Raw genomic sequence first — 17,032 nt, forward strand, 5'->3', positions numbered from 1 at the left:
GAGTGTCGCCCATGGTCTTGGGATCGTCCCGCGCCCGTGGTCTAGTCGGTGCCGGGAGGATGACCCGAGATGACCGACGACACGATCCGCATCACGCTCGACGGCCGGCAGGTCGAGGCCGCACCGGGCGAGACGCTGTGGCAGGTGGCCAAGCGGCACGGCACCACGATTCCGCATCTGTGCCACCGCGACGCGCCGGGCTATCGGCCCGACGGGAACTGCCGCGCCTGCATGGTGTCGGTCGAGGGCGAGCGGAACCTCGTCGCCTCGTGCATCCGGCAGGCGCAGGACGGGATGGAAGTCACCACCGAGGGCACGCGCGAGGTCGAGGCGCGGCGACTGGTCATGGAACTGCTGCTCGCCGATCAGCCCGCCCGATCCGAGGCCCATGACGCCTCCGCCCATATCTGGGACATGGCTGCGGCGCAGGGCATCCGCGAAAGCCGGTTCCCCGCGCTCGAGCCCGACCGCGTGCCGCTGCTCGACGACAGCCACGTGGCGATGTCGGTCAACCTGGATGCGTGCATCCAGTGCAACCTCTGCGTCCGCGCCTGCCGCGAGGTGCAGGTGAACGACGTGATCGGCATGGCCGACCGCGGCCACGACGCCTATCCAGTGTTCGACTTCGACGATCCGATGGGCGAGTCCACATGCGTCGCCTGCGGCGAATGCGTGCAGGCCTGCCCCACGGGCGCGCTGATGCCTTCGTCGATCATGGATTCCGAGCAGCGCGGCGATCGGGCCGACTACGACGAAGAGGTCGACAGCGTCTGCCCGTTCTGCGGCGTGGGCTGCCAGGTCTCGCTGAAGGTGAAGGACGACCGCATCGCCTATGTGCAGGGCATCGACGGCCCGGCGAACGAGGGGCGCCTGTGCGTGAAGGGGCGGTTCGGCTTCGACTACATCCACAGCCCCGAGCGCCTGACCGTCCCGCTCATCCGGCGCGAGGACGCCCCGCCGAAGGGGCTGAACGTCGATCCCGCGAACCCCTGGACCCACTTCCGTGAGGCCACGTGGGACGAAGCGCTGAAGGCCGCCGCGACCGGGCTGGCGGGTCTGCGCGACGCCCATGGCGGCCGCTCGGTCGCCGGGTTCGGTAGCGCCAAGTGCACGAACGAAGAGGCCTATCTGTTCCAGAAGCTGATCCGCACCGGCTTTGGGCACAACAACGTCGACCATTGTACCAGGCTCTGCCACGCCTCCTCGGTCGCGGCGTTGCAGGAAAATGTCGGCAGCGGCGCCGTCACAGCCGGGTTCAACGAGATCGAGAACGCCGACGTGGCCATCGTGATCGGCGCAAACCCGACCGAGAACCACCCCGTCGCCGCCACCTATTTCAAGCAGTTCGCCAAGCGCGGGGGCGAGCTCATCGTGATCGACCCGCGCGGGCAGGCGCTGAAGCGACACGCCAGTCACATGCTTCAGTTCCGGCCTGGCACCGACGTGGCGCTGCTGAACGCGATCATGCACGTGATTGTCGAGGAGGGGCTGCACGACCGGCAGTATATCGACGGCTTCACCGACGGGTTCGAGGGGTTCCGCGCGCATATCGCCGGCTTCGACCCCGAGCGGATGAGTGAGATCTGCGGCATCGACGCCGAAACGATCCGCACCGTGGCACGCGTCTTCGCCGGGGCGCAGCGGGGCATGATCTTCTGGGGCATGGGCGTCAGCCAGCACATCCACGGCACCGACAACGCCCGCTGCCTTATTGCTCTGGCGCTGCTGTGCGGTCATGTCGGCCGGCCCGGCACCGGGCTGCATCCGCTGCGCGGGCAGAACAACGTCCAGGGCGCCTCGGATGCCGGCCTGATCCCGATGGTGATGCCCGACTATGCCTCGGTCATGGACGACGAGGTGCGCGCGCTCTATCGCGACCTCTGGGGAGGCACCGAGATCGACCCGCAGCCGGGGCTGACCGTCGTCGAGATCGTCGAGGCGATGCATGCCCGCCAGATCCGGGGGATGTACATCCTGGGCGAGAACCCGGCGATGTCGGACCCGGACGTCGAGCATGCGCGCGACGGGCTGGCCATGCTCGACCATCTCGTCGTGCAGGACATCTTCCTGACCGAGACGGCGATGTTCGCCGACGTGATCCTGCCCGCCGCGGCGTTCCCGGAAAAGACGGGCACGGTGACCAACACCAACCGTCAGGTGCAGATGGGCCGCCGTGCGGTGCCCGCGCCGGGACAGGCGCGGGAGGATTGGCGTATCGTGGTCGACCTCGCCCGGCAGCTGGGGCTCGACTGGAGCTACGCGGACCCCTCCGAGATTTTTGCGGAAATGACGCGAGCGATGCCGTCGCTCGACAACATCACGTGGGACCGGCTGGTGACCGAAGGCGCGGTGCAGTATCCGTGCCCGTCACCTAACTCGCCCGGCGAATCCGTCGTGTTCGGCGACGGTTTCCCGCGCGCCGACGGCCGGGCGCTGTTCGCCCCGGCGCGTGTCACCCCGCCGGCCGAGACGCCGGACGAGGATTTTCCGATGATCCTGACGACGGGGCGCCAGCTGGAGCACTGGCACACGGGCGCCATGACCCGCCGCGCGACCGTGCTGGACGCGATGGAGCCGGGGGCGACATGCTCGCTCCACCCCTCGACGCTGCGCAGACTGGGGGTCGTGGCCGGCGACAAGGTGCGCCTGACGACCCGGCGCGGCAGTCTCGAGGTCGCGACCCGGTCGGACAGGGCCGTCTCGCCGGACATGGTGTTCCTGCCCTTCGCCTATGTCGAGGCGGCGGCGAACATCCTGACGAACGCCGCGCTGGACCCCTACGGCAAGATACCCGAGTTCAAGTATTCCGCCGTCCGCGTCGAATCCGCAGGAGCGGAGGAACTGGCCGCCGAGTAACCGCACCTTGCCCGACTTTGGTCGTGGTGCAGAAACCGCGCCCGCGCCGCACCCGGTGCTGGACCCATAGCCGCGCGCATCCGTTTCTCCGTCGAAAGCAGACAGGAGTGACCGATGAGCGATATGGACTGGACCAAGAAGAAGCTGGCCGAGATCCTGGGCGAGGACCGCGGACTGCCGGACTGGGCCGCCAAGATGGTGGCGAAGTTCGACAAGGAGGACCTCGACGGGCTTCGCAAGAACGAGCGCGAAGCGGCGTTCTCGGCGCTCAGCCGGGTGGCGCGGCAATCGCGCGACAACCGTGGCGGCGCCCTGACGGCCGGAGAAGAGCGCCCGGCCTGGGTCGAAGGTGACATCGACTGGGGCCTGCGCGCGGCGCGGTCGGCGCTGGAATCGGTGCCGGCGGGTGAGCGGTCGGAAAAGGCCGAAGAGTTGCTGGCCGATTGCGAATGTCCCGCCGCGACGGGGCCGAATCCGGGGCAGGACGCCAGCACGCCCGGCACCGGAAGCCACTGAAACTGCAACAGAACGGGCGGGCGGTCTGTAACACTCCGCCCGGCCCGTGATTTCGACCGATATATATCATTTAAAAACAATGCCTTACCGGGCGCCGCATCTGGCGGTGTCCTCAAAGAGCCGTGTTCGCACGGTCCTGTGTCACGCGTGTGAGCCGTGCGACATGGTACCGCAGACCTGCCGAAGGCGGTGCATGACGCGCCGCCCGAGCAGGGAGGATCCCATGACACAGCTTATCCGACGTTTCACAGTGGCGGGCATCGCGGCGCTGGTGGCGCTGCCCGCGCTGGCCGACAACCATGCCGCCGACCCGGCCTCGATCACCTGTGCCGATTTCATGGCGATGGACGCCGAGGGGCAGGCGGCGGCCGTAGAGGCGATGCAAGCCGCGTCGATGGACGGCGAGATGATGACCGACGAGATGTCCGAAGGGGACGACGGCATGATGTCGGACGACGAGATGTCCGGCGACGACGACGCGATGATGTCGGAGGAGGGCATGGCTTCGGACGACGGTGACATGATGTCCGAGGACATGGTCGCCGGCATGGCCTCGGCCTGCGACGGAAGCCCCGACATGATGGCGATCGACGCCATGGCCGGCGACATGTGATGCGGTCCGCGGTTCGCCGTCCTTGGCGGACCGCGGTCCCTTGATGGGAGGGCGCCATGGCCGCCGAAACATTCATGACCGAGGCTGCACCGCGCGGCGGCGATCTTGTCCGGCGGCATCGCCTGTCGACGCGCATCTGGCACTGGGCGAACGCGGCCATTCTGCTGATCCTGCTGATGAGCGGTCTGATGATCTTCAACGCCCATCCCCGGCTCTACTGGGGGCAGTATGGCGCGAACCCCGATCCCGCGTGGCTCGAGATTACCGCCGTCGAGGGCGAAGGGATCACGCGGATCGGCGGGCTGAGCGTGACGACGACGGGGGTTCTGGGCCGGTGGAGGGATGCCGGGGGCCAGGTCCGCAACCGGGCGTTCCCCGGCTGGGCGACGCTGCCGTCGAGCTACAACCTGGCTCTGGCGCGGCGGTGGCACCTGACCTTTGCCTGGGCGCTGTCGCTGGGGCTGCTGATCTACGCCGTGTTAAGCTTGGTGAACGGCCACCTGCGCCGCGATCTGCTGCCCCGCCGCGAAGAGCTGTCCCCGCGGCATGTCTGGCGCGACATCCGAGCCCACGCCACGCTGAACTTCCCCAAGGGACGGGCCGCACTGCGCTACAACATCCTGCAGAAGGGCAGCTATCTGCTCGTCATCTTCGGCCTGATCCCGGCGATGGTGTTGACGGGCCTGACGATGTCGCCCGCCGTGGATGCGGCCTGGCCGTGGCTTCTGGACCTGTTCGGCGGGCGCCAATCCGCGCGGTCGATCCATTTCATAGCGGCGGTGCTGCTGGTGGCGTTCGTGATCGTCCACCTCGTGATGGTGCTGCTCGCCGGTCCCTTCAACGAAATCCGGTCGATGATCACGGGCCGGTTCCGCCTGCCGAAGGAGACGCGCTGATGTCGAGACTGCTGACCCGACGCCGCGTGCTGACCGGCCTTGCCGCCCCGTTCGTGCTCGCCGGGTGCGACCGCCTGGGGCAGGCGCCGGCCTTCCGCGAGATGGTCCTGTCGTCCGGTGAGTGGCTGTCCCACCGGGTGCACCGCCTTCTGGTCGGCGATGCCCTCGCGCGGGAATATCCGCCCGAGGCCATGTCGCCCGATTTCCGGACGAACGGCAACACGCGGCCCCGGTCCGCCACCTGGCAACGTCAGGCCGAGCGTAGATTCACGGACTGGCGCCTGCGTGTCGGCGGGTTGGTCGAGGCGCCGCGCGACGTCTCGCTGGCTCAGCTCAGGGCCATGCCGGCGCGCAGCCAGATCACCCGGCACGATTGCGTCGAGGGGTGGAGCGCGATCGGCAAGTGGACGGGAGTTCCCCTGGGCACGGTGCTCGACTCTGTCCGGCTGCGGCCCGAGGCGCGCTACATCGTGTTCCGCTGCGCCGACGACTTCTCGGGCATGCCCTATTACGAAAGCCTCGACCTGCGCGATGCCTTCCACCCACAGACGATCCTCGCCTACGGGATGAACGACGCCGATCTGCCGCTGGGTCACGGAGCGCCGCTGCGCCTGCGGGTCGAGCGGCAGCTGGGCTACAAGCACGCGAAGTTTCTCACCGGGGTCGAGGCCGTCGCGTCGCTGTCGGGCATCGGCCGGGGGCAGGGCGGCTTCTGGGAGGATGCCGGCTTTTACGAGTGGTACGCCGGCATCTGACGGAACGTGGCGGATGCCGGCCGGGTTCGTCTGACGGAGGAGCCCGCCATGAGCCAGGACGATGTCGTCGCGGCCCTGATCGACACACAGGGCACGCTGTTTTCCGAAGAGATGGGCGCGCATGTCGCGCGGAACACGCCGCAGGAGCTGTTTCACTGGATGGAGGGCGCGATCCTGCTGTCGGCCCGGATCGACGCCGCGCTCGCCGTTCAGGCGGCGCGTGCGCTCCGCTCGGGCCGGCTGCACAAGATCGACGTGATCCTGGCCACGGACTACTGGGACATGGTGGCCGTTCTCCGCGACAACGGGTACCGCCGTTATGACGAGAAGACGGCCGAGTACCTTCGCGAGACGGCGCAATGGATGCGGGACCGCTACCAGGATGACCTGCGCAACATGCTCGACGACGACCCGATGTGGTTCTCAAGCGGCTGACCGGGGCCAAGGGGCTCGGCAAGGTTGGGGCGTCGATCTTTGCGCGCGAGGCGCAGCTGGTGTGGGACGTGTTCTATCCCCGCGCCGACGGGCCCGCCCTGAAGGCCGCGGAGCGGCTCGATCTTCCCGCCGAGACCGAGCCGTTGGTGGCGCTGGCCGGCTCGCGGGAGCGGTTCGTCAGGCTGATGGCGGCGCTGACCCGCGCCGCGCTGGACGGTCCCGCCCCGGCCGTTTCCGACGCTGCTAGGCGATAACAGCCCCTCGTAATTGCCTGACGCGCGCTCGCGCTCCATCTGTGCCGATGCGACAGGCGCGGTGCACCCCTAGGGGGTGCCGCGTGAACCCGCCTGGCGTGGCGGGAGGAAAGGAGATGCGAATGACTGTGATACGTGCGAGCCGCCTGTTCGTCGGCGCGCTGTCGGCCGGCCTGTGTGCCGCGCCCGCGATGGCGACCGACCTGGCGGTGATGATGGGCACGAGCGACTATTCCGAGGTCGCGGATGTCCGCGGCGGAACGGCGGTGCTGGACGCTCGCGACGCCCTGGAGGATGCCGGAGTGGACGTGATCGACGGCGCCGGCGTGGCGAGTGCCGGGATCGACGAGTTTCTCGCCCAGCTCGAACAGATGGCCCCGTCGGCGGACCGTATCCTCGTCACCCTGTCGGGGCGGTTCATGTCGTCCGCGACCGAGACCTATTTCCTGCCCGCCGATCTCGAGGATATGCGGCTGGGCGCGGTAGCCGAGGATGGGCTGGCGCTGTCGACGGTTCTGGCGATCCTGGCCCAGGCGCCGGAGAACGCGCTGCTGGTGCTGGCCACCGACGACCGCAGCGACGCGACGGGTCCCTACCTGCGTGAAGGGCTGGGCGACATCGACATGCCCGAAGGTGTCACCCTGGCGCGCGGCCGGCCCGATGCGATCGAGCGGTTCCTCCGGGGCACGGTCGCCGCGCCGGGCGTGGCGCTGCGGGCCGGTGCCGGCGACGACGTCACGCTGAGCGGTTATGCGCCCGAAGGCCACGCCTTCCTGCCGGGCGCACGGGGCGGGGGCGCCGCCGACCGGGATGACGCGTATTGGGACGTGGCCACCGATCTGGACACGCGCGACGCCTACGAGGCCTATCTCGACCGGTATCCCGAGGGCCGTCATGCCGTCGACGCCCGCCGCAGGGTCGCCGCGTTCGACGACCCCGCCACCCAGGCTGAACGCACCGAGACCGCGCTGGAGTTGAGCCAGTCCGAACGGCAGCAGGTGCAGCGCGACCTGACCGTGCTGGGATTCGACACGCGGGGTGTCGAGGGCATCTTCGGGCCCGGTACGCGCAGCGCGATCCGCAACTGGCAGGACAGCAACGACGTGCAGACGACGTCCTACCTGACCGCGCCGCAGGTCGACCGCATCGCCCGGCAGGCCGAACGGCGCCGCGATGAGCGCGCCCGGGAAGAACGCCGGTTCTGGCAGAACCAGGCCCAGGGCAATGGCGCCGAGGGCATGCGCGCGTATCTCGATCGCTTTCCGCAGGGCGAATACGCCGGTGCGGCCCGCGCCCGGCTGGCCGAGATCGAAGAGAACAACGACCGTGCCGCGTGGCAGCGGGCGCAAGAGCAGGACACCGTCGCCGGCTATCGCGGCTATCTCGACAGACATCCCGACGGCCGGTTCTCGGAGGATGCGCAGGAGATCGTGACCGCACGGACCCAGCCGCAACAGCCCGAGCCGCAGCAGCCGGGGCCGGCGCAATCCGCCGAGGCACAACTGGGCCTCAACACCCTTTCGCGGCGGCTGATGGAAGAGCGGCTGCAGTCGATGGGCTACAATCCCGGCCGCGTGGACGGCCAGTTCGACGGCGATGCCCGGCGCGCGATCCGCAATTTCCAGCAGCAATCGGGACTGCCGGTCACCGGCTATGTCAGCGAGGCGATGGTCGCGCGGCTGCTGGCCGAGGGCCTGCGCAGCATCCTCCAGTGACCGACCGGGGCGGATTCTCAGTATCCGCCCCGTCAGCCATACGTCATGGCAGACGACGAAAAACCCGGCGGGCACGGGGCCTGCCGGGTTTTTTCGCGCTGAAGCGCGCCGTGCGCGGTTCTCAGCCCTGGCGGGCCTTGAACTTGCGGTGCGTCTTGTTGATCACGTAGACGCGGCCCTTGCGGCGCACCACGCGACAATCGCGATGACGGTTCTTCAGCGAGCGGAGCGAGTTACGGACTTTCATCGGTCCTGGTCCTCTGTTCGCGGCGCTGATGCGCCTGTTCCGGTCTGGCACCGGGCGGGGCCCGGCGAATGTTCTATGGTGGGCGGTACTGGGATCGAACCAGTGACCCCTACGATGTCAACGTAGTGCTCTACCGCTGAGCTAACCGCCCTTTACCGCCGTTTCCGGCCTGCTCTAACGAACAAGACGCGGGGCAGCCCCGCGCCGGTCCGAAGCCCTATAAAAGGAGTCGCGGTGGGGTTCAAGGGCTTTTGGCAAATGATCTTCTCCGCCTATATTGCGGGGTCGGAGGTCGGTCGATGATGCCGCAGCCCTATCAGCTGTTCCTGCCCGCGCGCCGGGCCACCAGTGTTGTGTTCGATTCGCCCCATTCGGGACGCGATTACCCCGCCGCGCTGATGGCGCGCAGCGTGCTGGATGCCCGGTCCATCCGGTCCTCCGAGGATGCGTTCGTTGACGATCTCTTCGCGCCGGCGCTGGATTTCGGGGCGCCGCTTCTGGCCGCGCTGGCTCCTCGTGCCTTCATCGACCTGAACAGGGCCGAGGACGAACTGGACCCCGCGCTGATCGAAGGAGTAGCGCGGGGGCCGATCAATCCGCGAATCTCCTCCGGGCTGGGCGTCGTGCCGCGGGTCGTGGCCAACGGGCGCGCCATATATCGCGGCAAGATGGCCCGCGCCGAGGCCGAGGCGCGCGTGCGGGAATACTGGCGGCCGTATCATTCGGCGCTGCAGGAGCTTCTGGACGACACGCGCGCGCAGTTCGGCGAGGCCATCCTGATCGACTGCCACTCGATGCCGCACGAGGCGATCGAGGGGCTGGGCGGACGGACGGGCCGCCGCCCGGACGTGATTCTCGGTGACCGGTTCGGCGCCGCCGCCGCTGCGACCGTGATGGATGCGGTCGAAAGCGCGTTCCTGTCCGCGGGATTGCGGGTCGCGCGGAACGCCCCCTTCGCCGGGGCCTACATCACCCAGCGCTACGGCCGCCCCTCGCGCCGACAACACGTGATCCAGGTCGAGATCGACCGCGCGCTCTACATGGACGAGGTGCGGGTCCGGCCCTCGGCGGATTTCGACGGGTTCCGCACCGCCCTGTCCGACGTGATCTCACGCATTTGCGCGATCGGCGCGGCCGAGTTGCCGCTGGCGGCCGAGTGACTCACCGCAGCGAGCGGCCCTTCACGATGGCGTCGTGGCCGAACCTCTCGCGAATCCGGTCGGTGGCACGCTCGGCGCCCGCGCGTCTCAGGGCCTGTGGGTCGAGCAGGTCGCCGGACGCGTCCGCGCCGCTGGCCGGGCTCAGCTCCGAGATGCCGACGCCGAGCAGGCGATAGGGGCCGGTATAGGTCACCTGGTCGAACAGCCGCCGTGCCGTCCGGTAAATGCCGTCGGCCATCTGCGTCGGCTCGTGCAGGCTCAGCCGCCGGCTGAGCAGCGAGTGATCGGCACGCTTGAGCTTCAGGATCACGACCCGCCCGGCGATGCCCTTGGCCTTGGCCCGGTCGCTGACCTTTTCGGCCAGCCGCCAGATATGACCGTCCAGGATGTCGCGGTCCGCCGTGTCCTCAGAGAACGTCGTCTCGTTCGAGATGCCCTTGGCCGGTGCATTGGGCGAGACGCGCCGATGATCCTCACCGCGCGAGAGATGCCACAGACGCTCACCCATGGAACCGAAACGGCTGTGCAGGTCGCGCCGGTCCCAGCGCCGCAGATCCGCAAAGGTCCGGATTCCCGCCCGCTCGAGCGCCGCGCGCCCGGTCGCCCCGACGCCCCAGATCAGGCTCACCGGCCGGTTCTCGAGAAAGTCGAGCGTTTCGGCCTCGCCGATCACCGAGAAGCCGCGCGGCTTGTCGAGATCGCTCGCCAGCTTGGCCAGGAACTTGTTGTGCGACAGCCCGATCGAGCCGGTGATGCCCAGTTCGTCCTGCATCCGCTTGACCAGCCGGGCGAGCATCACCGCCGGCGGTGCGCCGTGCAACTTCGCCGTGCCGGTGAGGTCGAGAAACGCCTCGTCCAGGCTCAGCGGCTCTACTGCCGGGGTCATTTCCTCCATCATAGCGCGGATCTGGCGCGAGACGGCGGCGTAGGTTTCCATCCGGCCCTTCACGACGACCGCCTCGGGGCAGAGCTGCAACGCCTTGAACATGGGCATCGCCGACCGGACGCCCTTGATCCGTGCGACGTAGCAGGCCGTCGAAACCACGCCGCGCCGCCCGCCGCCGACGATCACCGGCTTGTCGCGCAGCTCGGGATTGTCGCGTTTCTCGACGCTGGCATAGAACGCGTCGCAATCCATGTGCGCGATCGAAAGGTCGCAGAGTTCGGGATGCGACAGCACCCTCGGGCTGCGGCAGCTCGGGCAGCGGGCGCCCGTGTCGAACCGGGCCAGACAATCGCGGCAGAGGGCGGGCATCTTGGGCGTTTTTCTTTTCGCGGCGAATCCCTATGTGGGATACGAAGATAGCCGCGGAAAGGCCGGCATGACCATTGATGAGTTCAACGGCGCAAAGCTTGCGCTGATTGCCGGCGACAGGATCGCGACAATCCTGCGCGACGACCGGCCCGACATCCCGTTTCCCGGTCTGTGGGACCTGCCCGGCGGCGGGCGCGAGGCGGACGAGAGCCCGCTCGACTGCGTGCTGCGCGAGACCCGCGAGGAGATCGGCCTGATCGTCCCCGCCGAGACGGTGCGCTGGCAGCGCGCCTTCGATTATCCGGGACGGCGTATCTGGTTCCTGGTGGCCGAGATGGGGACGGGACCCCGGTCGCTCACGCTGGGCGACGAGGGGCGGGCGGTCGAGTGGATGGCGCTCGACCACTTCCTGTCGCGGACGGATGCCGTACCCCACCTGCAGCAGCAGCTTCGCACCTATCTCGACGAGATCGCCACCGCCTGACCGGCGTCAGGCGCCGCCGATCTCGTCGACGATCGCCTGTGCCGCGGCGCGCGGGTCGGCGGATTGCCAGACGGGCCGGCCGACGACGACATGGTCCGCGCCGTCGCGGATGGCCTGCGCCGGGGTGGCGACACGTTTCTGGTCGCCCAGCTCCGACCCGCCGGGGCGGACTCCGGGGGTGACGATCAGGCCGCCCTCCGCGGCGCTGATCCCGCGGATCGCCGCCGCTTCCTGCGGCGAGGCGATGACGCCATCGGCGCCCGCGTCGAAGGCGCGGCGGGCCCGCTCGGTCACCATGTCGGGCACCGTGCCGTATTCCAGCATGCAGGCGTCCAGGTCGGTGCGGTCGAGAGAGGTGAGGATCGTTACCGCCAGGATCTTGGTCTGCGTTCCCGCGGCGCCCTCGCGCGCGGCGGCCACGACATGCGGGTCGCCGTGGACCGTCAGGAAATCGACCTCGAACTGTGCGAGCCCGCGGACCGCCGCGGTCACCGTCGCCGAGATGTCGAACAGTTTCATGTCGAGGAAGATGCGCTTGCCATGTTCGGTCTTGAGCTCGTTGGCGAGTGCAAGCCCGCCGCCGGTCAGCATCCCCAGGCCGATCTTGTAGAAGCCGACACTGTCGCCCAGCGTTTCGGCCAGTTTCAGGCCCGACAGCGCGTCGGGGACGTCGAGGGCGACGATGAGACGGTCGTCGGTCATGGGCGGCTCCGTTGATTGGGGTGCGACACAAGTGCCCGATGGCCTCTTCAGAGGCAAGCGGGCCGGAACTGCGTCGGCGGGCCATCCGTTTTCCAGGCAACACCGGAATATGGAGACCGATCGCCATGGCTGATTTTCGCCATACGACTCCCCTTGTCCCGATCCTTGTCGCCGGCGCCGTCGCCGTGGTGGGCTTGGGGGGCTACTTCACGCTCGCGGCGGATGACGCGCCCGAGGCCGACACCAACCCCGCGTCCTCGGAAGAGGTCGCCCAGCGGCCGACCGGCGCGGGGACCAAGCCCGAGGGCGAGGCCGACACCACGATCGACGGCGTGACCGCCGAACTCGACGAGGTCGAACCCGCCGCGCCGGGCGAGGAGAGCATCCCCGCGCAAGAGCAAATTGAAGAGCGCGGCGAGGGTGACGGCCCCGCCGACACGTTCATCGCAGACGAGGGCATGCAGACCGCGCAGGATGGTGACGGCGCGGCCGACAGCTTTCTCCTGGAGGATCAGGAAGACACCGCCGGCGCAGGTGATGACCGGACGACCGCGGATACGAGCGGTTCGGACGACTCGGTGACGCCGGAGCCCGATCAGGATGTGGTGGACGATCCCGACAACACGACCCAGCCCTTTGTGCCGACGCCTTCGGGCCCCGAAGGCCGCGACGATGACGCGTTGACGTCGGAGTAGGGCTCGGGCCAATGCCGAAGGTATCGAGGGGCGGACATCGTCGAGTGTCCGCCTCTTTTGTGTATGGCGCGCAGCAAGAAAAAGGCCCGCACGCATCGCGTGACGGGCCTTTACGCCTAACAATGTGCCGAGTCAGGCGGCAGCTGCCGTGACCCGCTGCCGCGCGGCCGGCACGGTGCGCGAGGTGCGTATCGCATCCTCGACCAGCCGCCGACGCAGATCGCCGCCGCTGGCGGCGGTGTTGGCATAGATGCGCATCGATTGCACCGGACGCCCTGGCGCGGGCTTGACCGTCAGCCGAACCATCGCCTCGACGCGGCCGAAGTCGCGGTCCCGCCGGGCGCGTTCGACGTGGGCACCGAGAACACGTGTGCCGCCGGAAGCCTCCTGCGGCGGAAAATCGTAGGGCGTCGACATCACTTCACCTCGCATGGGTTATGCTACCGCTCATACGGGGGCCTAACGCGTGTGCTGTGGATAAGTTTCCATGTGCGCGGCCGAAGTTTCCGGGGTTTGGCAAGGTGCCTTTGACCGACCGTTTCACGCGTGAAACATTTTGCGGCTCACTTGCAACACATTGTTCCGCGCCCCATTTCTGAAGCCGAGGCCCGAGAGGGGCGTGCCGAAGCCGGGCGCTCCACGAAGCGGGCGCTTGCAAGAGGAGAAGTGAAGATGGACTTTGAGAAGTTCACCGAACGGGCGCGTGGTTTCATCCAGGCCGCCCAGACGATCGCAATGCGAGAAAACCACCAGCGCCTCGGACCCGAGCATCTGCTCAAGGCGCTTCTGGATGACGACCAGGGGCTCGCCTCCAACCTGATCAGCCGTGCCGGCGGGGCGCCGCAACGGGTGGTCGAATCCCTCGAACTGGCGTTGTCCAAGACGCCGAAGGTGACCGGGGACGCCGGGCAGACCTACCTGGATCAGCAGACCGCCAAGGTGCTGGACGAGGCCGAGAAGCTGGCGAAGAAGGCCGGCGACAGCTACGTCCCGGTCGAGCGCATCCTGACGGCGCTGGCCGTCGTCAAGTCCAAGGCGAAGGAAGCGTTGGAGGCAGGTGCGGTCAGCGCGCAGAGCCTGAACGCCGCGATCGAGGGCATCCGCAAGGGCCGGACCGCCGACACGGCGAACGCCGAGGAGGGCTACGAGGCGCTCAAGAAGTATGCCATCGACCTGACCGAGCGGGCGCGCGAGGGCAAGATCGACCCGATCATCGGCCGCGACGAGGAAATTCGCCGGGCGATGCAGATCCTGTCGCGTCGTACCAAGAACAACCCCGTCCTCATCGGTGAGCCCGGTACTGGCAAGACCGCCATCGCCGAGGGCCTTGCCCTGCGCATCATCGACGGCGACGTGCCGGAATCGTTGCGCGACAAGCGCCTGATGGCGCTGGACATGGGTGCCCTGATCGCCGGTGCGAAATACCGGGGCGAGTTCGAGGAGCGTCTGAAGTCGATCCTCAAGGAGATCGAGGCCGCGGCCGGAGAGATCGTCCTGTTCATCGACGAGATGCACACGCTCGTCGGCGCCGGCAAGACCGATGGCGCGATGGATGCCGCCAACCTCATCAAGCCGGCCCTGGCGCGGGGCGAACTGCACTGCGTCGGCGCGACGACGCTCGACGAGTACCGCAAGCACGTCGAGAAGGACGCCGCCCTGGCCCGCAGGTTCCAGCCGCTGATGGTCGACGAGCCCACGGTCGAGGACACGGTCTCGATCCTGCGGGGCATCAAGGAGAAGTACGAGCTGCACCACGGCGTGCGGATCTCGGACGCCGCCCTCGTGGCCGCCGCGCAGCTGTCGCACCGCTATATCACCGACCGGTTCCTGCCCGACAAGGCGATCGACCTCGTCGACGAGGCGGCCAGCCGCCTGCGGATGGAGGTCGACTCCAAGCCCGAGGAACTGGACGCGCTGGATCGCGACATCCTGCAAAAGCAGATCGAGGCCGAAGCGCTCCGCAAGGAGGACGACCAGGCGTCGAAGGACCGGCTCGACAAGATCGAGCGCGAGCTGGCCGAGCTGCAGGAACGCTCGGGCGAGATGACCGCCCAGTGGCAGGCCGAGCGCGACAAGCTGAACGCGGCCCGCGATCTGAAGGAGCAGCTCGACAAGGCGAGGGCCGAGCTCGACATCGCCAAGCGCGAAGGCAACCTCGCGCGCGCGGGCGAGCTATCTTATGGCGTCATTCCCGGCCTCGAGAAGAAGCTGACCGAAGCCGAGGAGCGCGACGAGGAGATCATGGTCGAAGAGGCCGTGCGTCCCGAGCAGATCGCGAGCGTGATCGAGCGCTGGACCGGCATCCCGACGTCGAAGATGCTGGAGGGCGAGCGCGACAAGCTGCTGCGGATGGAGGACGGGCTGCACAACCGTGTCATCGGCCAGAACGCCGCCGTCACCGCCGTGGCCAACGCCGTGCGGCGCGCACGTGCCGGACTGAACGACGAGAACCGGCCGCTTGGCTCGTTCCTGTTCCTCGGCCCGACGGGCGTGGGCAAGACCGAGTTGACGAAGGCGGTCGCCGAGTTCCTGTTCGACGACGACCAGGCAATGGTGCGGATCGACATGAGCGAGTTCATGGAGAAGCACTCCGTCGCCCGACTGATCGGCGCCCCGCCGGGCTATGTCGGCTATGACGAGGGCGGCGTCCTGACCGAAGCCGTGCGGCGCAGGCCCTACCAGGTCGTGCTGTTCGACGAGGTCGAAAAGGCGCACCCCGACGTGTTCAACGTGCTGCTGCAGGTGCTGGACGACGGTGTGCTGACCGACGGACAGGGGCGCACGGTCGACTTCAAGCAGACGCTGATCGTGCTGACCTCGAACCTCGGCTCGCAGGCGCTGTCGCGGCTGCCCGACGGGGCCGATCCCGCGACGGCCAAGAAGGACGTGATGGAGGCGGTCCGGGCGCATTTCCGGCCCGAATTCCTAAACCGTCTGGACGAGACGATCATCTTCGATCGCCTTCAGCGGTCCGACATGTCCGGGATCGTCGAGATCCAGCTGCGCCGTCTCGAAAAGAGGCTGGCGGCCCGGAAGATCCGGCTGGAACTGGATGACGGTGCGAAGCAGTGGCTGGCCGACGAGGGCTACGATCCGGTCTTCGGCGCGCGCCCTCTCAAGCGGGTGATCCAGCGCCACCTGCAGGACGAACTGGCCGAGATGATCCTGGCCGGCGACGTGGACGAGGGCGATACCGTCCCGATCAGCGCCGGCAGCGACGGGCTGATCGTCGGTGACCGGGTGTCATCGTCCAACAGGCAGCCGCCGATGGATGCGGTCCTGCACTGACAGACAAACGGGGCGCCGATGGGCGCCCCGCTTTCTTTCCAGGGTCTCCCTGCAGACGCGACCCGGCGCGCCCGCAGGCAGGCGCCCGATCACATGTCGGAGTCGCCCGAGCCTTCACCCGGCATCAGCACGGTGTCGACGACGTGGATCACGCCGTTCGAGGCCTCGATGTCGGCCTGGGTGACGGTCGCGCCGTCGACCATGACGGTGTCGCCGTCGATGCTGATCTCGACGCTCTCGCCGTTCACCGTCTCGGCGGTCATTCCGTCCTCGAGGTCGCCCGACATCACGGCGCTCGGGATGACGTGGTAGGTCAGGATCGAAGTCAGCTGCTCCGTATCCTCCAGCAGCGACTCGACGGTGCCGTCGGGCAGCGCGTCGAAGGCGTCGTCGGTCGGCGCGAACACGGTGTACGGGCCTTCGCCCGACAGGGTTTCGGCCAGCCCGGCCGCCTCGGCGGCGGCCAGCAGTGTCGTGAAGTTGCCGTTCTCCTGTGCCGTCTCGACGATGTTCATCTCGGCCATGTCGCCACTGTCGTGATTGTCGGCGAACGCCGGCGCCGCGAGCGCCGTGGTGGCCGTCAGCGCGATAAAGGTACGACGGATCATGTCTCTCCTCCTTGAGTATTTTTGGCAGATGCCCTGTGGCATCAACGGGGAGACGTGCGATCTCCGGACTCGGTTCACTCGTAAATTCGGGCGCCTGCGCGGGCACGGCGCGTTGACGTTGCGGCGTCGGGCCCTAAGCGCCGCCATCCGGCAATCTCCAATCACGGCTGTATCAGTCATGGTGACGACGCGTGACATGATCCGGGCGGATTTACCGGCCGAGTTCGACGGATTCCGGGAGCGGGGCCGCGACTCGAGTGCCAGCGATTCCGGATTCCGCGCAGCGCGCGCGACCAGTGCGGCCCTTTCGACCGACCCGCGTCGGCGCGGGCGTCGAAAAGGGCCGGGACGGCGCGAACGGGGATTGCGCGACACCTCCACCCATGGTGCCCCAAGTTGTCGGAACGCCCATATATCGAGCAACGAAATTAGAAATCGAAAAAATCCGCATCATTCCATAGAAAAGGGGTTGCGGATGTTTGGCGACATCCGTAGATAGCCCTTCACCGGCGGCGCTGAGGCGCTGGCGGGGCGCCAGACGGGGCGGCGGACA

The 17,032-nt window shown here is 68.1% G+C and carries 17 protein-coding genes and 1 tRNA gene; 12 read left to right on the top strand and 6 right to left on the bottom strand.

Annotated elements, in window-relative coordinates; translation table 11 throughout:
- Positions 1-69 precede the first annotated feature (69 nt).
- From fdhF to BMZ25_RS15515, 8 genes are all read left to right on the top strand, one after another.
- Positions 70-2,856, top strand: a complete 2,787-nt coding sequence (gene fdhF / locus BMZ25_RS15480; protein ID WP_092695218.1) for a formate dehydrogenase subunit alpha — start codon at positions 70-72, stop codon at positions 2,854-2,856.
- Positions 2,857-2,970: 114 nt separating this feature from the next.
- Complete coding sequence (locus BMZ25_RS15485) at positions 2,971-3,372, top strand: hypothetical protein (protein ID WP_092695220.1); 402 nt, start codon at positions 2,971-2,973, stop codon at positions 3,370-3,372.
- 223 nt (positions 3,373-3,595) lie between these two features.
- A complete protein-coding gene (locus BMZ25_RS15490) occupies positions 3,596-3,985 on the top strand; it encodes a hypothetical protein (protein ID WP_092695222.1) in 390 nt (129 codons plus the stop codon).
- Between the two features lie 56 nt (positions 3,986-4,041).
- On the top strand, positions 4,042-4,881 hold the full coding sequence (locus BMZ25_RS15495; protein ID WP_218142550.1) for a cytochrome b/b6 domain-containing protein: 840 nt from the start codon (positions 4,042-4,044) through the stop codon (positions 4,879-4,881).
- Positions 4,881-5,636, top strand: a complete 756-nt coding sequence (locus BMZ25_RS15500; protein WP_092695224.1) for a molybdopterin-dependent oxidoreductase — start codon at positions 4,881-4,883, stop codon at positions 5,634-5,636. Before BMZ25_RS15495 ends, BMZ25_RS15500 begins: the two co-directional genes overlap by 1 nt.
- A gap of 48 nt (positions 5,637-5,684) precedes the next feature.
- Positions 5,685-6,071, top strand: coding sequence for a hypothetical protein (locus BMZ25_RS15505; RefSeq protein ID WP_092695226.1), 387 nt, complete (start codon positions 5,685-5,687; stop codon positions 6,069-6,071).
- Complete coding sequence (locus tag BMZ25_RS15510; RefSeq protein ID WP_092695228.1) at positions 6,053-6,325, top strand: hypothetical protein; 273 nt, start codon at positions 6,053-6,055, stop codon at positions 6,323-6,325. The genes BMZ25_RS15505 and BMZ25_RS15510 overlap by 19 nt, the downstream gene beginning before the upstream one ends.
- 122 nt (positions 6,326-6,447) lie before the next feature.
- Positions 6,448-8,040: a peptidoglycan-binding domain-containing protein gene (locus BMZ25_RS15515; RefSeq protein ID WP_092695230.1), complete on the top strand. Its 1,593-nt coding sequence runs from the start codon at positions 6,448-6,450 to the stop codon at positions 8,038-8,040.
- A 121-nt stretch (positions 8,041-8,161) separates the two neighbouring features.
- On the opposite strand, the gene ykgO is transcribed toward BMZ25_RS15515, so the two are convergent.
- Positions 8,162-8,287: a type B 50S ribosomal protein L36 gene (gene ykgO, locus BMZ25_RS15520; protein ID WP_092695232.1), complete on the bottom strand. Its 126-nt coding sequence runs from the start codon at positions 8,285-8,287 to the stop codon at positions 8,162-8,164.
- A 76-nt stretch (positions 8,288-8,363) separates the two neighbouring features.
- Positions 8,364-8,438, bottom strand: a tRNA-Val gene (locus BMZ25_RS15525).
- 148 nt (positions 8,439-8,586) lie between these two features.
- On the opposite strand from BMZ25_RS15525, the gene BMZ25_RS15530 reads away from it, so the two are divergent.
- Entirely contained in the window at positions 8,587-9,447 is an 861-nt protein-coding gene (locus tag BMZ25_RS15530) for an N-formylglutamate amidohydrolase (RefSeq protein WP_092695234.1), read from the top strand.
- Between the two features lies 1 nt (position 9,448).
- Here the strand turns inward: BMZ25_RS15530 and BMZ25_RS15535 are convergent, their stop codons facing one another.
- Positions 9,449-10,702: a DNA polymerase IV gene (locus BMZ25_RS15535; protein WP_092695236.1), complete on the bottom strand. Its 1,254-nt coding sequence runs from the start codon at positions 10,700-10,702 to the stop codon at positions 9,449-9,451.
- Between the two features lie 67 nt (positions 10,703-10,769).
- Between BMZ25_RS15535 and BMZ25_RS15540 the strand changes: the two genes are divergently transcribed.
- A complete protein-coding gene (locus tag BMZ25_RS15540) occupies positions 10,770-11,186 on the top strand; it encodes an NUDIX domain-containing protein (RefSeq protein WP_092695270.1) in 417 nt (138 codons plus the stop codon).
- A 6-nt stretch (positions 11,187-11,192) separates the two neighbouring features.
- Here the strand turns inward: BMZ25_RS15540 and pyrF are convergent, their stop codons facing one another.
- Complete coding sequence (gene pyrF / locus BMZ25_RS15545) at positions 11,193-11,888, bottom strand: orotidine-5'-phosphate decarboxylase (protein WP_092695238.1); 696 nt, start codon at positions 11,886-11,888, stop codon at positions 11,193-11,195.
- A gap of 125 nt (positions 11,889-12,013) precedes the next feature.
- On the opposite strand from pyrF, the gene BMZ25_RS15550 reads away from it, so the two are divergent.
- Positions 12,014-12,583, top strand: coding sequence for a hypothetical protein (locus tag BMZ25_RS15550; protein WP_092695240.1), 570 nt, complete (start codon positions 12,014-12,016; stop codon positions 12,581-12,583).
- Positions 12,584-12,715: 132 nt separating this feature from the next.
- On the opposite strand, the gene BMZ25_RS15555 is transcribed toward BMZ25_RS15550, so the two are convergent.
- Positions 12,716-13,000 (bottom strand): hypothetical protein, encoded by a 285-nt coding sequence (locus tag BMZ25_RS15555; RefSeq protein ID WP_092695242.1) that lies wholly within the window; start codon positions 12,998-13,000, stop codon positions 12,716-12,718.
- Positions 13,001-13,255: 255 nt separating this feature from the next.
- On the opposite strand from BMZ25_RS15555, the gene clpB reads away from it, so the two are divergent.
- Complete coding sequence (gene clpB / locus BMZ25_RS15560) at positions 13,256-15,871, top strand: ATP-dependent chaperone ClpB (protein ID WP_092695244.1); 2,616 nt, start codon at positions 13,256-13,258, stop codon at positions 15,869-15,871.
- Positions 15,872-15,960: 89 nt separating this feature from the next.
- Here the strand turns inward: clpB and BMZ25_RS15565 are convergent, their stop codons facing one another.
- On the bottom strand, positions 15,961-16,479 hold the full coding sequence (locus BMZ25_RS15565; RefSeq protein WP_092695246.1) for a fasciclin domain-containing protein: 519 nt from the start codon (positions 16,477-16,479) through the stop codon (positions 15,961-15,963).
- Positions 16,480-17,032 lie beyond the last annotated feature (553 nt).

This window comes from Tranquillimonas rosea (assembly GCF_900111315.1).
Lineage (GTDB): Bacteria > Pseudomonadota > Alphaproteobacteria > Rhodobacterales > Rhodobacteraceae > Tranquillimonas > Tranquillimonas rosea.

What these genes read in the sequence shown, in the direction of transcription:
- BMZ25_RS15565 (WP_092695246.1), bottom strand. Translation starts at nt 16,479, where the DNA reads ATGATCCGTCGTACCTTTATCGCGCTGACGGCCACCACGGCGCTCGCG.
- BMZ25_RS15530 (WP_092695234.1), top strand. Translation starts at nt 8,587, where the DNA reads ATGATGCCGCAGCCCTATCAGCTGTTCCTGCCCGCGCGCCGGGCCACC.
- BMZ25_RS15550 (WP_092695240.1), top strand. Translation starts at nt 12,014, where the DNA reads ATGGCTGATTTTCGCCATACGACTCCCCTTGTCCCGATCCTTGTCGCC.
- clpB (WP_092695244.1), top strand. Translation starts at nt 13,256, where the DNA reads ATGGACTTTGAGAAGTTCACCGAACGGGCGCGTGGTTTCATCCAGGCC.
- BMZ25_RS15535 (WP_092695236.1), bottom strand. Translation starts at nt 10,702, where the DNA reads ATGCCCGCCCTCTGCCGCGATTGTCTGGCCCGGTTCGACACGGGCGCC.
- ykgO (WP_092695232.1), bottom strand. Translation starts at nt 8,287, where the DNA reads ATGAAAGTCCGTAACTCGCTCCGCTCGCTGAAGAACCGTCATCGCGAT.
- BMZ25_RS15500 (WP_092695224.1), top strand. Translation starts at nt 4,881, where the DNA reads ATGTCGAGACTGCTGACCCGACGCCGCGTGCTGACCGGCCTTGCCGCC.
- BMZ25_RS15505 (WP_092695226.1), top strand. Translation starts at nt 5,685, where the DNA reads ATGAGCCAGGACGATGTCGTCGCGGCCCTGATCGACACACAGGGCACG.
- pyrF (WP_092695238.1), bottom strand. Translation starts at nt 11,888, where the DNA reads ATGACCGACGACCGTCTCATCGTCGCCCTCGACGTCCCCGACGCGCTG.
- BMZ25_RS15540 (WP_092695270.1), top strand. Translation starts at nt 10,770, where the DNA reads ATGACCATTGATGAGTTCAACGGCGCAAAGCTTGCGCTGATTGCCGGC.
- BMZ25_RS15555 (WP_092695242.1), bottom strand. Translation starts at nt 13,000, where the DNA reads ATGTCGACGCCCTACGATTTTCCGCCGCAGGAGGCTTCCGGCGGCACA.
- BMZ25_RS15515 (WP_092695230.1), top strand. Translation starts at nt 6,448, where the DNA reads ATGACTGTGATACGTGCGAGCCGCCTGTTCGTCGGCGCGCTGTCGGCC.
- BMZ25_RS15490 (WP_092695222.1), top strand. Translation starts at nt 3,596, where the DNA reads ATGACACAGCTTATCCGACGTTTCACAGTGGCGGGCATCGCGGCGCTG.
- BMZ25_RS15495 (WP_218142550.1), top strand. Translation starts at nt 4,042, where the DNA reads ATGGCCGCCGAAACATTCATGACCGAGGCTGCACCGCGCGGCGGCGAT.
- fdhF (WP_092695218.1), top strand. Translation starts at nt 70, where the DNA reads ATGACCGACGACACGATCCGCATCACGCTCGACGGCCGGCAGGTCGAG.
- BMZ25_RS15485 (WP_092695220.1), top strand. Translation starts at nt 2,971, where the DNA reads ATGAGCGATATGGACTGGACCAAGAAGAAGCTGGCCGAGATCCTGGGC.